This window comes from Syntrophorhabdaceae bacterium (assembly GCA_035541755.1).
Taxonomy (GTDB): domain Bacteria; phylum Desulfobacterota; class Syntrophorhabdia; order Syntrophorhabdales; family Syntrophorhabdaceae; genus PNOF01.
Window position 1 is genome coordinate 1 of the sequence record DATKMQ010000137.1, and the last position, 15094, is coordinate 15094.

Sequence of the window (15094 nt, forward strand, 5' to 3'; positions counted from 1 at the left end):
TCGGAAAACGCGCTCCTGCAGAAATGCACAGGGATAGACGGTACCATCAGGGGAGATACTTAAGGTCATTTTCGCTGCTCCGCACATGTTGAGACCCAGTTTCTGTCTGTCTGCCGAGGTGATTGAAAAGAAGGAATCCCCGGTCAACACGTCCTGGTGCATGTCGAGAAATTCTGAAAGCTCTGCCAACTGGGCCTTATCGAGCCGGTATTCCTCCCAGACCTTTCTCGCGTTACCTGAAGGGCGAAACCTCGAGAGCCTCGTTCTTATTCCGTATTGGTTTGCAAGTTCACGGATGTGCTGAATCTCTCTGAAGTTAAGGGCTGTAACCACTGTGTTGATGCTCATTCGGCTGAACCCCCCTTCGACAAGGAGTTCGATGCCCCTTACAATCCGATCAAAGGTCCCTTTGCCCCTTATTGCATCGTTTGTCGCAGGTCTCGCCCCGTCTAAGCTTACTTGGATATAGAGAAGATTCATTTCTACCAATTTTTTTGTCAGGGTTTCCGTCATCAAGGTTCCGTTTGTGCTAACGCAAGTGGTTATGTTCTTCATATGGGCGTACTGGAGAATCTCGACAAAGTCTTCTCGGAGAAAAGGTTCACCTCCCCCGAAATTAATCTGAAAGACTTCCATGCGATCAAGTTCGTCAACGAGAGACCGGCACTGATCGAACGTGAGTTCTTGACTGCACAGGTCCAAAAGATCTGCCGAGAGACAATGGCGACATTTGAGATTACACTCTCGGGTAACCTCCCACGTCACATTGACCGGGGCTTTAAGGACAGTATTTTCAGCAAATCGATTTTTCAAGTATAAGACCCTTCTTCAATAAAGAAGTGATAAAGCGTTCTATCCTCTCCTGATCTTCTTCTTGGCGCGTGCGTGCGCCAAGAACCAACATTCCGTCGCTGGTGCATACCAAATCGAGAAGGTTGCCCGATTTCACGAACGTCAGTTTCGCATTGCGGCTATGATAGAAAAGAATTCCGAAGCTCTCCCTTCTCGCTCTGACTCCCGGTGCGACAACGCAGTGAGCTTCCCTTTGCCCCCTCCAGTCTTCCTTCTTGCCGGTCTCAGTAGACACCGCAGATGCCATCCACCGTAAGGTCTTCAATCTCTATTTCCTCTAATACGTCTTTTGGCACTTCTATGTTCTCTTCGTGCAGCCCTTTATCAGGTTCTTGTTGCCCTTTTTCTTGTGTTTTCCTCATGGTACTATTCTCCCTGGATATTCATCTCATACAATTTTCAAGAATATAGTATGCCATACTCCAAACGCAAATTTAATATGATAAAAATTGGATCATAATATGATTATCTTCCTCCTACATCATGTCTATATCTTTTATTCTAATTCTTGACGCAATACCGGATGAGCTATACGATAGTACGATAATCATACCGCCTTTTACTGAAGTGCATTCAGGTAAGATTGTAAATTAGAAACTCTCTTGTTAAGGCCAAGTTTTCGTCTGATATTGTACCTATGACGACTGACCGCATCCCGGCAGACTGAGAGGGCTTGAGCTATCTGCTTACTTGTATTTCCCTGTTTTATGAGCGAAATGATGAGCGTTTCTGTGGGAGTGAAGCCAAAACGGCTTATGCTTGTCATGAAAGGAGCAATAATCTCGCCAAGATTAGCCTCGGTTGTATATGCGAGCATCTGTTGCGTTGGGTCTAACCTGGTCTTCTTCAAAAGACGGAGGTGGGGTAATACCATGTTTTTCACGTTGAGAAGAATTCTTTCTTCAAACTCTTTTTTGTCATTATCGCGTTGTTCAAGCATAACCTTTAGAGTCGTATTGAGTTCCTGAAGATGCTTGGACTGGATCTCGAGATCTTTTTCAATCTTTTTTCGCCTCTTGACATCTTCACGAAGCTGACTGTTGCTCTTGCGGAGTTCAAGTGTTTTTTCTTTGACTCGCCTTTCAAGGTGATTTCTGTAATCCAGCAATTCTGCCTCATCGTTTTTTTGTTGCGTGACATCAATGGCAATACCTACAATGATGGGACGCCCTCCGTAGGTGGTCACCTTGCTGTATCTCTCAAGATACATAATCTCACCCGTCTTAGTTAGTGCCCGAAAACAGAAATTCTCCTCGAAACCGGGGCCAGCTAAAAGCCTTCTTCTATGACGTCTTGCCGACTTAGCTAAATCATCCGGATGAGTCAAATCCTTGAGTGTATCTTTTTTTAACAGCTCCTTAGGAGTGTAACCGTGCATCTCAGCGAATCGCTGGTTAACGTAAATAGGACTGGTATCGTCAAGCATATATACACCAACCGGCGCGATATCGGCTAGGTCAAAGAATCTTTGCTCGCTCTCCCGAAGATCTCTGGCGATCCGCGCTTCTTGCGTCAGTCTTACACCCGTAGAATGGAATTCGGTGACGCGTCCTTGATTACCTTTGATCGGATAAGTGGTCCATCGTAGGGACGTGGTATTACCATCCCGCCCCAAGAGTCTGTGTTCGTAAGAGATCACCTGCGACTGACTGCCACGTGACGTGACAAGTCCGAGCACTTTCTCACGTTCATCATTCTCTGGTACTAATTCAATCCATTTACGACCCACAAGCGAAACTGGGTTCATGCCGCAGATTTTGGCATAATCCGCGTTGATGAAAGTCAAAGTCGTGTCAGGAAGCCAACGACAGACCGCCTCGGGTTGTATGCGAATCAAAGCATCGTATCTGGCCTTGGTCGCTACCAGTTCTGCCTTTAATCGCTCCATTTCGGTGCTATTGGTTTGTGCCACAATTTTATAATAGCCTAATTATCTGTGGAAATCAAAATGCATCCGTCTTGGACCGGCCAGACCGCAGTGCCGATGACATCTTTTACTTAATACGTCTATTATCTTATAGGAGTTCTCTAATCATATTATAATCACATTTTTATCATATCACTGTTTTTAGATCTTGGGTTTATAATAATCATTATTGATATTTGACGGGCAACGAACAGGCGGCAGTACAAAGGCCAACGCACGCCTCCTTAATGAAGGGGGAAGCAAACCAAGGGAAGAAGCATAAAGGAGGAAGGGTCATGAGAATGAAAGCGGCGGTTTGCAGAGCGGTCAATCAGCCCATAAGCGTTGAGGAGGTCAACCTCGCTGCACCAAAGGAAAAAGAAGTGTTGGTCAAGACTGAGTATTGCGGTTTCTGCCATTCGGATCTTAGCGCCATTAACGGTACCACCCCATTCCCTATGCCCGTGGTAATAGGGCACGAAGCATCGGGCATCGTAGTCGATATGGGGCCCGGTGTGACCACTTTGAATAAAGGTGACCACGTCATTGGCACCTGGCTTATTGCCTGCGGTCATTGTCCCGAATGCAGAGCTGGTTGGCCGTATCTGTGCAGGGCAAGCACGGAGGCAAGAAGGACAGGCAATCTCCTCGATTTTACGTCAAGATTGTCGGATGCCAACGGCGAGATCCTTAAGCATTCTGGGTATATCTCTGGTTTAGCTGAGTATATGGTTCTTCCAGAAGAAGCGGCCATCAAGATCAGAGACGACATGCCTCTGGATCAAGCCAGCTTCCTCGGCTGCTGTATGCCAACAGGATTTGGCGCCGTAACAAATGTCGCTCAGGTAAGACCAGGGCAATCGGCTGCTATATGGGGTGTGGGCGGTGTCGGACTCAACGTCGTGCAGGGATGCAGAATGAGGGGTGCAAACCCCATCATTGCAGTCGACCTGGAAGGGAGCAAGGAAAACGTTGCGAGGGAATTCGGGGCCACGCACTTTATCAATAGCAGTAAAGATGATCCTGTCCCCATTATCCTGAAGCTTACGGATGGGGGCGCACGTTTTTGCTTCGAGGTTGCAGGTGACGCGGGAGCGGTGGTACAGGCTTTCTGGGCACTGGCCCCTAAGGGCAAGCTAATTCCGGTCGGAGCTCCTGGACCCGAAGCAACTGCTGCCCTCCCGACGTTCTTTCTCGGCCATCACTGTAATTCGATCGAAGGGACCGTGTATGGAAATATTAGTCCCAAGGAGGATATCCCCGCCTTTGTTGATTTAATAATGAGGGGAGACTACAAGCTGGACAAGCTCATAGGCAGGAAGTTCAAATTGCAGGAAATCAACGAAGTGGTGGACGCTATGACGAAGCGTCAGATTTTGGGCCGTTGGGTATGTGCCTTTGATTGATTTGTGAGGCCTCTTGCTTTCCATTGGAAGTAAGGCACAGCTGTAAAAGGCCTTCACGTGTTGAGGGGCTTCAACCTCAACCATGACAAATCAAAAAGTGACTGGCGATTAACAGCCGCGCATCGTTGAGAAGTTTATTGATGAAGAAACCTTAACCGTCTTATGGTGATACTTTCATTAGATCTGTTGTGTTCGATCGATATGCGTCGCTTGGATGAGCATGGGCGGAATAGACAGCTGTTCTTTTTATAGAAAGGTAATTTGGAATTTTATGCGCATAACAAATGCGGAGGTGGTCAAATGCAGAACTTCAGAATGTGGATAGGTGGTAAATGGGTTGAGGCAAAATCCGGTAAGACTTTTCCCGTTGTCAACCCGGCGAACGGGGAAGAATTTGCCAGAGTTGCTCTTGCAGGCGACGACGAGGTTGATAGAGCGGTAGAAGCAGCGAGGAAAGCATTTCCTATCTGGTCGCGCAACACTGCCTCTGATCGAGCAAAAATCCTAAGTTTAATTGCCGACGCCATCGCCGAGAATGCCGAAGAAATTGTCCGGATCGAGACACTTGATCATGGCTGGCCAATAAAACAGGCTAGATCTCTGATATTACGATCAATCGATATCCTGGGATACGCCGGGGCGATGAGCAAGGCAATCATGGGTATACAAGTACCTGCAACGAGGAACACGCTAAGCTACATTGCGCGGGAGCCGGTCGGCGTTTGCGCGGCCGTTATTCCCTGGAATGTGCCTTTCACGGGCGCTGTACAAATGATGGCCAAAAACTTGGCGGTGGGCAATACCTGTGTCATAAAGCCGGCAAGCCTTGATTGCCTGTCTGCCCTGAAACTCGCAGAGCTACTTGAAAAGATCGACCTGCCTCCAGGAGCTGTCAATATAATTACCGGGCCCGGTGGCCTGACAGGAAAGGCGCTGGTTTCCCATCCTGAAGTTGATCTTATATCGTTTGTAGGAAGCACCGAGGCTGGTAAGGATATCCTGTCTCATGCTGCAAAGACAGTAAAGAACACTATTATGGAACTTGGAGGTAAGAATCCCTTTATAGTACTCGAAGATGCTGACGTTGATGCTGCAACGGAAGCTCTGGCCTTCTGTCAGAACACGAATAGCGGTCAGATATGTGCTTCACCGGGTAGGGTTTATGTTCATGCAAAAATTTACGATGAATTTGTGGATAAACTTGTAAGTGAGACGAGGAAGATCAAGGTCGGCGATCCTTTTGACGATTCTACCCAGATGGGACCGGTAGTTGGTGAAGATCACAGGGATAAGATTGAAGGTTACATAAGAATCGGCATAGAGGAAGGAGCCACAGTGGTTCTTGGCGGAAACAGACCCAAAGCGCCGTTGGATCGAGGCTATTATGTTATGCCAACTGTATTCAGAGATGTCAGTCATACAATGAGAATTGCCCGAGAAGAAATATTTGGCCCTGTAGCGTGCATAATTAAATTCGATGATGAGCAAAAAGTGGTGGACCTCGCGAATGATACCCGCTACGGCCTTTGCGCTTCCGTCTGGACCAAAGATTTGGCCAAAGGGATACGATTGGCGGGCGAGATAAATACGGGAGCGGTTTGGGTCAATGAGCACATGATGAATCTGAAGGAGTTGCCTTGGGGTGGCAACAAGGAGAGTGGTATCGGCAGAGACGGTTCATGTGTCGTTGGCCTTGAACATTATACTCAGCTGAAAGTGGTATATGCCGATATTAGCGGACTCTCGAAAAAACCCTGGCATACCTTGTGATGAACTTTATTTCTAAGGGAAGGGGTGAAATGTAGTTAGAAGAAGCAATGCCAAGAAAAACAAACAAGGGAGGTAGGAAAATGAAGTTAACAAAGAGGGGAATAGTTTTTTTGGCAACTATCTGCTTTATCACGCTTGGATTGTCAGGAGCCACCATGGCCCAGCAGAAGAAGGTCGTTGAGTTGACCTACGGCACTCCGTATGGAGCCGATGCGGCGCTCAGCGTAATTGACAAGAGATGGATGGACAAAGTTGAAAAAGAAGCAAATGGCCTGGTGAAATTCAAACCTTATTGGGGAGGATCTATTATTGGGGGCAGGGATGTGGCCGAACAAGTTACTCAGGGAGCCATCGACATAGCCCTCATCAATCCTACAGCATCTAAAAGTGGTTTTCCAATCACCAAGGCAAGCATGCTCTTTTTTTACGGTACCACCCAGGAGATAGGCGGTAAGGTCTTCAAAGAACTGCGCGTCAAGTTCCCGGAGATTGAGAAAGAGTACAAGGGAATGAAGGTTTTATGCTGGGCGGGCGATACCAGCCAGCTCATCACGAGGAAGCCGGTTCGGAGAATCGCCGATCTGAAGGGCATTAGGATTAAGGTCTCAGGTGACATTTCAGAGGTACTCAAGCAGTTGGGAGTTGAAGGCCTGTCTGTGGCAGCTTCAGAGGTGTATGTGGCCATGCAGAAGGGTATTCTGGATGGAGCGATTGTGCCGTACTTCGGACTCGACGACTTGAAACTTACCGATGTTGCCAAGTATGTTACAGTGATTAACTTGTATCGAACCCACACCGGAATGAGAGTGATGAACCTTGAAAAATATAATAGCCTTTCTCCTGACATCAAGAGGGTTCTTGAAAATAATATAGAATACTACGCCCAGGCAAATGATGCCGAATACGATATAGTCAACAAACGCGCCATAGATGGCGCAAAGAAATCAGGGATTGAGTTTATACCCCTATCGAACGAAGAGCTTGCTAAGTTCTATGCGCCATTTAAACCGATAGCGTTGAAGGAAGCTCAGGACCTTGATGCTAAGGGTCTTCCCGGTACGAAGATACTCAATGAAACGCGGCGTCTTATTGACCTGTACACCAAGTAAATCAATAGAATTTACCTAAGATGGTGAGCAGAAGGGGTGTTGGCGTATTTGTTTCATGTCGGAAACATGCCATGAAAGCCAACCCCGCCCTCGGCCAGCTCTCTGGCTGGACAGTTTAGTCGAATGGGTTCTAACAGTCGACAAGGAGGGGGCGTAAGCCCTCTCCCTTAATCCGTCCGTGACAAGCAGCACCCAAGCGTTAAAGCTCTTTTCCCAAGACCCATCTGACTTCGATCTCGTCATCACCGACCAGACCATGCCGGAACTCACTGGTATGCGGCTCGCCTCAGAGCCACAGCGATGGCGTAAATCGGGACAGCGCCCGGCGGGGATCAAGGAACTACTCCTGAAACTCCTTGCAAAGCTTGAGCTTGTTGAGACGGTGAGGAAGGTGCTCGACGCAGAACACTGATCAGTAAAGCTTTTTCCTGGTAATCCGCAGTCTTTCTTGACATGTCCGAGGACTCTAATTGTAGGCGAAATCCCTACTCACAGGGCCCAATACCGACGAGGCTGATACCCCGCCATATTATCCCCTCCCCCATCTACTTCAAATTTGCCTACCACAAAGCAGAGGGCCTTAACCGCGAAGAACTTTTCGGTCATATTGGCAATATCAATATCCTGAATATGCTTCATCTGATCAAAGAGGGTTGTATCATCCGGAATCTCAAGAAGGGATCGGTTCTGCCACTCCTGTAGAATACCGATGACCTGCCCCCAATAAACGAGTCCAGTCTCTGTGTTAGAATCTGGACAGAAAAAGGAGGATATTGGGGGCAGGTCAAAACCTCACGGGTCGTAGTTCGGGATCGATAGCTCCCTCACTTTTTTCTTGGCCTGGGCACCGGGCATTGCTCAAGGCCCAGTCTTGTTAATGTCTTTCTTGTGGGTACCCCTTCTTCGCTCCATCCTCTGTAAAGATAATACTCATTGAGCATGGAGCCGAGAAACGGGAGGCTGTCTGCCGCTCCACCCGTGCCTCTTTTATGACTGAGAAACCGAGGCGGCAACGTGTCATCTTTTCTGCTTATTCCACGTCTTACGTTGATCATGCGAAATAGATTAAATGCTCGTTCACCCGCGCACATAAACTCCTTCAGATCCATGTCCCAACCGGTTACAGAGTTCAGCAAGTTTATTACGTCGGATGGTTGTAATCTGCTCGATACGAAGTAACAAATAACCAATGAGTCCAGCATGGTACCCCAATCCTGTGTCTTTGCGGCAAGCTCGGCCTTACCCTCCAGAGCAAAGCGGTTCAATGTTTCACTGTATCCGAAGTCCGGATAGCTTCTGTCCGTGGTACCTCCGCTATAATTCTCTATCCCTTTAATTCCTGCAGCCTCTATGTGACAGGCTCCGATACTACCGGTCGCATATGCCAGGGCCCCGCCCATTGCCGCTCTCGGGTCATGCGCCGGGTATTCTAATCCTTTAGTGTGAATCGCGTATTCAGCCGCGCATCCGCCGATTCGCTCGGCGGCTATCCTGACACCATCACCCAATAGCTCACCAAAGCCCTCTCTCCTTCCTATTTGTTTCACCATTTCAAGCATGGCCTCGTGATTACCCCAGTGCAAATCAATACCATCGGTATCCTTTTTTGTGATAAGACCCTTGTCAAAACACTCCATCGCAAAAGCGATAACACCTCCGGTTGATATGGAATCAAGACCATATTTATTACAAAAGCTATACGCTTCCTGCAGTGTTTCCATGTTGTCTATGAGACAATTGGTTCCCAAGGGGCCCCAGGCTTCCCACACCACGTGCCTCTCCCCATCGGGAGTATAGAGCGACTCTCCACAACCGTATGGGCAACCTTTGCAGAAGATGGGCTTTGCTCTTTCTGTATCATCAGCCATTCTACACAATTCTTCCCCAAAGGTGCCCTCCGTCCAGTTCTTAACGGGGAAACCGCCGACTGGAACAATGCTCTTCAGGATAGCTTGCGCTTCGCGTACGATTGTTTTATCCTCGTGTCGTGGAGGATAGATAGCATAGAGCTTTCTGACGCTACGTTGCAGCCGCTCCCTGCTCTTGACATGTACGGGGAATGTCCCTCTTGCTACAATCGCTTTCAAATTTTTCGCTCCCATAAGCGCGCCCAACCCGCATCGTGCCCCCGCCCTTCCTGCTTTCCCGTCACCGATAATGCAGGCTATTTTCACTTGTTTCTCTCCTGCGGGGCCGATACAGGCAATTCCAGCATTCTTATCGGTTTCTCCTCTGAGAAGCTCAGCCGCTTCGTAGACATCTCTGCCCCATATATGCGCTGAATCACGAATTGTAGCTTCCCCATCATGAAACCAAAGATATACAGGCTTTTGTGCCTTACCTTTGACCACGATACCATCAAACCCGCCATGCCTGAGCTCGTAGGCCAACTTGCCTCCGACCGTAGCCTTGCCCCAAATGCCGGTCAACGGGGAGATTCCGGCGACAACGTAACGGCTGCTTGACGGCACAATGGTGCCTGTGAGGGGACCGGTCATGAACATAAGTAAGTTCTCCGGCGACAAAGGATGAGTGTTGGGTGTTGTCTCATCCCAGAGTATTTTGGCTGCGAGGCCGCTTCCGCCGACATATTTCCTTGCAGTCACTTCGTCCACATAGTCATACGTGATTGCTTGTGTGCTCAAATCAACCCGCACGACTTTTCCTCTATCGCCTTTCACCATAATCGTTTCTCCTTTCCGCTCGACATCCGGCCGGTGCTGCGCCCGAGCTACCCCGGATCAACCCCATTATTGTATGACCCCTAAAAGTTAGTCTTTCCGACTAACGATTTGTGAGAATCATCTTGGTTTACTCTCCTCCTCACTTTTCTTTCTTGGAGCCATCCAAAGCCAAACCCGTGTCAATATGGCTACCATCTCGCGTGACCTTAAAGCTTGCACCGGCCGGGTTATTGAGGTTGATGCCGGCCTTGCGGCCGTGAGCGAATTCGAATGCGCCGGTCGGGGTCCCGTATTTTTGAAAATATGCTTCCTTAATCCCCTTATATTTATCGCCGCCGAAGGCCCAGTCGAGCATAGTACCTTCATAGGTTTCGTAGGGTTCGGGAGGAAGAGGGAAGGGCCAGCGCTCAGTCTTCGTATCATAAGGATGGAAGAAGGTGCATGGTTCAACTGCCCAATCATGCTCGTGGGCAGGTCCGGTCATGATATTCTGCCAGTCGTCAGCCCAGCTTTTATAGTAGTCAGTGCGGAACGTTCTCCACCATTTTAAGTGCCAGATCCTCCACCTACCGTCTGCTTCCCTGATAAAGTCGGCGCTGTAACTGCCCCAGGTCCAGTAGCACTTACGACCGCCATTCGCGTCAATTTGGGTCTCATGTCCGGGAGAGTCAAATTTCGCTCTTGCCGTCTTGCCATCGCCCGCGACAACGATAATAGGAGTTGCAATGTAGTGATCAAACATACAGCCGATAAGCTCTTCCTGCATCATTTGTCCAAACTGGAATTTGATAGCTTCGGGTCCCACAAATACGCCCCAGTCGGAAACTTCCATGGATACGTCGGCCGTGGAAAGCGCGAACACCTCAGGGGTTAGGTGCATAGTCATAGGTTTGTGGACGCCCTCATAGCGTCCGATACAGTTCAGGACTTCGGTAGCAGCCTGAGCGCGTTGTATCTCCAGTTCCAATTTTGCAATTCTTTCTTCTAAAGTGACCATCATTCTCTCCTCCTTATGATAATTAGACACTCTCAAGGTAGATCACCAAGGACCGGGGAATCTTGCCGGGTCCTGTTTCGTTGCTCCAATTCCGTACCGCCTGCCTTTGAGTGGCCATCTGCCTAATATCTGCCGTAATGGGGTACTATATCATCGTACTTTTTGACGAGCTGCTCCCATTTTGTCGGTAGTTCCATCTTTGTAATGGCCGGTCCACCGTGATCACCGCCCCCGCCATAGGCCGCTATATCAAACGAAAAGTAGTCATGGCTGCCCGCCACAACCGTTATCATGTGTTCTGTACTAAAAAAACGGCGCATGCTGGATTTGCAGGACGCCTGCGGAAGCACTAAGCCTTTGCTCGGATGGTGGGCATTTACAAGCCAATCCAGATATGATTCGTCAATGGGTTTGCGGGCATACTCCTGAACGTAATTCATAAAATCTTTCTTGGTATAACCTGAATCAGCCAAATCTTTAGCCACTGAAGGCACGAGAATGAACGCACATCCCGGGTCGAACCCGAAAGCGGGAATATTTTCCGTTATGGTATTTAGGATGTTTTCGGTGCCCCGAACCTGCCAGAACGATCGGTTGTTGGGCCAAAAAGAAGTGATCGTACTGTCTTCTTTCTTGAAGCCGTATTGAACATGCAAAGGCTCCCAGGGGCTCATCTCTTCGTTCTCGGCAAAACAGACACCGAATTTGCCTTCGTGCCCGATCGCAGCCCCTTCTTCCATGCCGGTGCGTACGCCGCTCACGTTCATCAGTATTAACCCCAGGGCAAGTCCTATTGTGGCATTAGGCCGGAAGTACGGGCTCATCAGCGCTTTGCCGCTATTAATGTGCAATGCCTGACGAACAGGGCCGTTAACAATCCAAAAGGCTTCCCAGCACCCCATGCTGCAGGTATAACCTTCCAGCTTTATGCGTGGATCTACCATAGCCTTTACACCGGCTATCAGCACCGGCAAGTAGGTAGGGAGGCATCCGGCCATTACCGCGTTGATGGCGATCTTCTCTACCGTGGCCTTGCCCAGCATCGGCGGTAAAGTGGCTACGACATGATCGGCTGGCAAGTCTGTCCCTGTTAGCATTTCCCTGACCGCCTCTTCAGTTGGCGGTATAACAGGCATTCCATAAGACCATCCGTTCTTGTAAAAAAACCTGTTAACATCTTCCAGTCCGCCTTTGTAGATGATCCTCGAGGCCTTTTCAGCGCCCTTGATCGGTGACTTTTCCTGTTCGGTTAACGGTTTTGTCAGCGCTTCTATGATTTGGTGCAGGGCCTTGGCAATCCCAGGTATGAACATGTCCTGTATTTCGCCTGAGGCACCAAAGCTTATATGCGGCAAATCCACCGTTAAGACACGCAGTTCAGGAAAGCCTTTAGCCGAGACTCCGGACCGGGCCATATTCACGCCTGCCTGGCCCGTCAGTATGATAGCGGGTTTGCCCAGCCTCTCAATATAGGCTGTATTATACGCAATGTAGAGCGTAGGGGAAGGGATATTACCGTAGACACTGATAACCGTATCCACCTCTTTTACCCACTCTTCAAATGATTCCCTGTGGGTTGCGTCATGCTCAATTTCACTGGTTTCTACAGTGTACTGATAGTAGCTGAACTTGAGTGTGGGAAATTTCTCTTTGAGCTGTCTCTCTATTTCCCGCAAGATTGCAACATGAGAGTTGAAGAAATAATAAAACATGCCGATTGTCTTATTCTCCAGATTAGCTATTCTCGGCTGAAGTCCCCTTGCTATGTTGTCTTTTTCGGCCCAAGGGCTTAAAACCTCATATTCCATCTCTCCCTCCTAGTTACTAGTTACGATAACGTGATGGCAAACTGTTTTTTCTTTCTTGCTCGTGAGCCTTCTGACACATCACTTGTATTGAGGCTTGTTGTCCTTGTACTCAGCCACAAGTTTCTTCCAATTCTTTGGCAGCGTTATCTTGTGAGTTACCGGACCGCCATGGTCACCGCCTCCTCCGTACGCGACAATGCCATTTCCATAGCTCATCCCCGCGATTACTACGGGCAGGTGCAAGTCGCTAAAGAACTTCCGGACTGTTCTTGAAGGTTCCGCCGGCAACACGACTGTTTTAGGCAGATGGTTGTTACCCCTCATCCAACGTAAGTTTACCTCGGGAGCCGGTCTCCGGGCATATTCCACAATGTAGGACCTGAAGTCCTTCCTTGACATGCCGTAATTGTGTAATATTCGCGCGGCTGAGGGAGCCATAATGAAGGCACATCCCGGGTCAAAACCCATTGGTTGAAGGCCATCACAAAGCGTTTGCAGCATGGCGGCGGGGTCATCGCCAAAGAACATGAACTGACGTGAGTTCGGGAAAAAGAGCGTGACCGCGCTCTCTTCTTTATTGAAACCATAGAACTGATGCAGCGGCTCCCAGGGGCTTTCCTCTTCGTTCTCGCCGATACATATGCCAAAACGACCTTCGTGTCCGCACCATCCTTTATCATCAATCCCGCCCTGTATACCGGCAATATTCATAATCAAAAGACCTAACGTATGTCCTATGGCTGCGTTAGCCCGGTAGTACGGGCTGAAAACACCTCCGGCGCTATTAATATTGAGGTCATTCCGGATCGGCCCGTTCACAATCAAAAGCGGCGCCCACGACGCCACGCTGCAAGTATAGGCTTCGAGCCACATCCTAGGATCGACCATTGCTTCCACCGCGGCTATCAAGACCGGCATATGGGTTGGACGACACCCGGCCATGACCGCATTAATTGCAACCTTTTCCACGGTAGCTTTGCCGTTCATGAGCGGGATCTTGGCCACCACGTGGTCTGGCGGCAGATCGGTCCCCCTTAACATCTCTTTGACGGACTCCTCCGTTGGCGGTACGATAGGCATGCCGTATGACCAGCCACGGTCATAGAAAAAGTCGTTTACTTTCTGGATATTCCCCTTCACCACTATTCTCGGCAGAGCCTTTGGTGGTTTGGGCGGGTTTTTTTCTTCGGGGGTAAGTGGTTTGGTAAGCGCGGCGACAATGTCGTCCAGCACCGCGGCCACACGCCGTGAAAGCTCTCCCCCCATCCAGTGATCAATGTTCTTGTTATCCGAAATGTCCGGGATATCAAGAAATACATGCCTCATTGCCGGAACGCCTCTCAATGCGGCCGCCCGCTTGAAGATGTCCAAGTACTGGTCTTTCAACATCATAACAACCGGTTTGCCCAGCCTTTCCACCAGCGTCGTGTTGTACGTTAGGTAAAGGGTACAGGAGCCCGCATCACCATTGGCCGTGAGCACGGCATCCACTCCTTTCAGCCACTTCTCAAAGGCGGGCCTCACTTCCGGATCTTTCGCGACTTCTGCCACTTGCGTGTACGCGTTCAAATCCTTGGTATATTGAAAACGGGCAATCTTCATCTTGGGGTAGCGATGCTGTAATTGCCGACCGATTTCATCGAGGATCTGGACCCAGTGTATTTTAAAGGTCGCATATAAACCCAGGGTGATATTGTTCAGGTTCTTCACTCTGGGTTGGAGTCCGATGGTGTGTACCGGATCAACGTCTCCGCGAGGATTTAGGGCTTCGTATTGCATGTTATCAACCTCCATTTCTTCTTAGTCATGTGACGCCGCAAAAACGTGCTTTCCTCTAAACTTGAGGAAAAAACATCATGGAGAGCGGGTATGTTTCGAGCGGGCGGGAACACAACCCATCGCACTCCGCTCGAAACATCTTCATATCCTGTGTCCGCCTGGCAAGCCAACGACGGCCTCGCACCATTACTTGGCGTATTGTTTGATAAGTCTCTGCGACTCTTGCAGGATCTGCGTCGCACGAATTCCTTTGGCATCGAGGTCCTTCGCGTCTTTCTCCGCTATCGAAACAGTCAGCGTTTGCAGCTTGGCTTTGTCTTCTGCCGATATGGGTATGAATTCTACTCCGGCCTTCTTGCCGAATTCCATAGCGTGCGCGTTTGCTGCTGCCACGGCTTCAAGGGTCACTTGTTCCCAATAGTCTACGTTGTTCTCGAAGACCTTCTGGATATCGGGCGGAAGGCTCTTCCATTTGGAGAGGTTCATGGCCCGCTGTGATTGTGGAGCCGGATAGAAACCGAACATCGGAACATATTTTGCTACATCAGCAAACTTTAGAGATTCGACGACCTCCATGGGCGCAGTCGTGGCATCCAGAATCCCCTTTTGCATGTTTACATATACATCGGCATTGGAGATGGACACACCTTCCGCGCCAAGCGCAGCGAACACCTTGGAGTAGTCCCCAATGACTTTTATTCGCAGGCCTTTGACATCAGCGAGTTTTCTCACAGGTTTGCGGGAAATAATTTCATTCACCATCCCCTGCCACTGAAGGGGCTT

Annotated in this window: 12 protein-coding genes; 4 read left to right on the forward strand and 8 right to left on the reverse strand. The window is 49.2% G+C overall.

Translation table 11 applies throughout. The features are described 5' to 3' along the window. The 3 genes from mftC to VMT62_13515 all read right to left on the reverse strand — a co-directional run. Nucleotides 1–813, reverse strand: an 813-nt coding sequence (gene mftC, locus VMT62_13505) for a mycofactocin radical SAM maturase (protein ID HVN97440.1), incomplete at its 3' end; no start/stop codon positions are given. Between the two features lie 263 nt (nt 814–1076). Then, complete coding sequence (gene mftA / locus VMT62_13510) at nt 1077–1214, reverse strand: variant-type mycofactocin precursor (protein HVN97441.1); 138 nt, start codon at nt 1212–1214, stop codon at nt 1077–1079. 197 nt (nt 1215–1411) lie between these two features. After that, nucleotides 1412–2764 (reverse strand): PAS domain S-box protein, encoded by a 1353-nt coding sequence (locus VMT62_13515; protein ID HVN97442.1) that lies wholly within the window; start codon nt 2762–2764, stop codon nt 1412–1414. 290 nt (nt 2765–3054) lie between these two features. Here VMT62_13515 and VMT62_13520 point away from each other — a divergent pair, with 290 nt between their 5' ends. The 4 genes from VMT62_13520 to VMT62_13535 all read left to right on the forward strand — a co-directional run bounded on the left by VMT62_13520 (nt 3055) and on the right by VMT62_13535 (nt 7455). After that, nucleotides 3055–4164 carry an alcohol dehydrogenase catalytic domain-containing protein gene (locus VMT62_13520; protein HVN97443.1) on the forward strand — a complete coding sequence of 370 codons (1110 nt, stop codon included), beginning with the start codon at nt 3055–3057 and terminating at the stop codon, nt 4162–4164. Between the two features lie 300 nt (nt 4165–4464). Continuing rightward, nucleotides 4465–5934 (forward strand): aldehyde dehydrogenase family protein, encoded by a 1470-nt coding sequence (locus VMT62_13525; protein ID HVN97444.1) that lies wholly within the window; start codon nt 4465–4467, stop codon nt 5932–5934. A 47-nt stretch (nt 5935–5981) separates the two neighbouring features. Beyond that, a complete protein-coding gene (dctP, locus tag VMT62_13530; GenBank protein ID HVN97445.1) occupies nt 5982–7043 on the forward strand; it encodes a TRAP transporter substrate-binding protein DctP in 1062 nt (353 codons plus the stop codon). Nucleotides 7044–7221: 178 nt separating this feature from the next. Continuing rightward, nucleotides 7222–7455, forward strand: coding sequence for a hypothetical protein (locus VMT62_13535; protein HVN97446.1), 234 nt, complete (start codon nt 7222–7224; stop codon nt 7453–7455). Nucleotides 7456–7867: 412 nt separating this feature from the next. Here VMT62_13535 and VMT62_13540 read toward each other — a convergent pair whose 3' ends face one another. From VMT62_13540 to dctP (VMT62_13560), 5 genes are all read right to left on the reverse strand, one after another. After that, a complete protein-coding gene (locus tag VMT62_13540) occupies nt 7868–9727 on the reverse strand; it encodes an aldehyde ferredoxin oxidoreductase family protein (protein ID HVN97447.1) in 1860 nt (619 codons plus the stop codon). Between the two features lie 139 nt (nt 9728–9866). Next, nucleotides 9867–10727, reverse strand: coding sequence for a nuclear transport factor 2 family protein (locus VMT62_13545; protein HVN97448.1), 861 nt, complete (start codon nt 10725–10727; stop codon nt 9867–9869). Between the two features lie 119 nt (nt 10728–10846). Beyond that, the gene (locus VMT62_13550) at nt 10847–12532 is read right to left on the reverse strand and encodes a hypothetical protein (GenBank protein ID HVN97449.1); all 1686 of its coding nucleotides are present in this window, start codon (nt 12530–12532) and stop codon (nt 10847–10849) included. 78 nt (nt 12533–12610) lie between these two features. Next, nucleotides 12611–14311, reverse strand: a complete 1701-nt coding sequence (locus tag VMT62_13555; GenBank protein HVN97450.1) for a hypothetical protein — start codon at nt 14309–14311, stop codon at nt 12611–12613. A gap of 186 nt (nt 14312–14497) precedes the next feature. After that, nucleotides 14498–15094: TRAP transporter substrate-binding protein DctP (gene dctP / locus VMT62_13560; protein HVN97451.1), on the reverse strand; the 597-nt coding region annotated here is incomplete at its 5' end.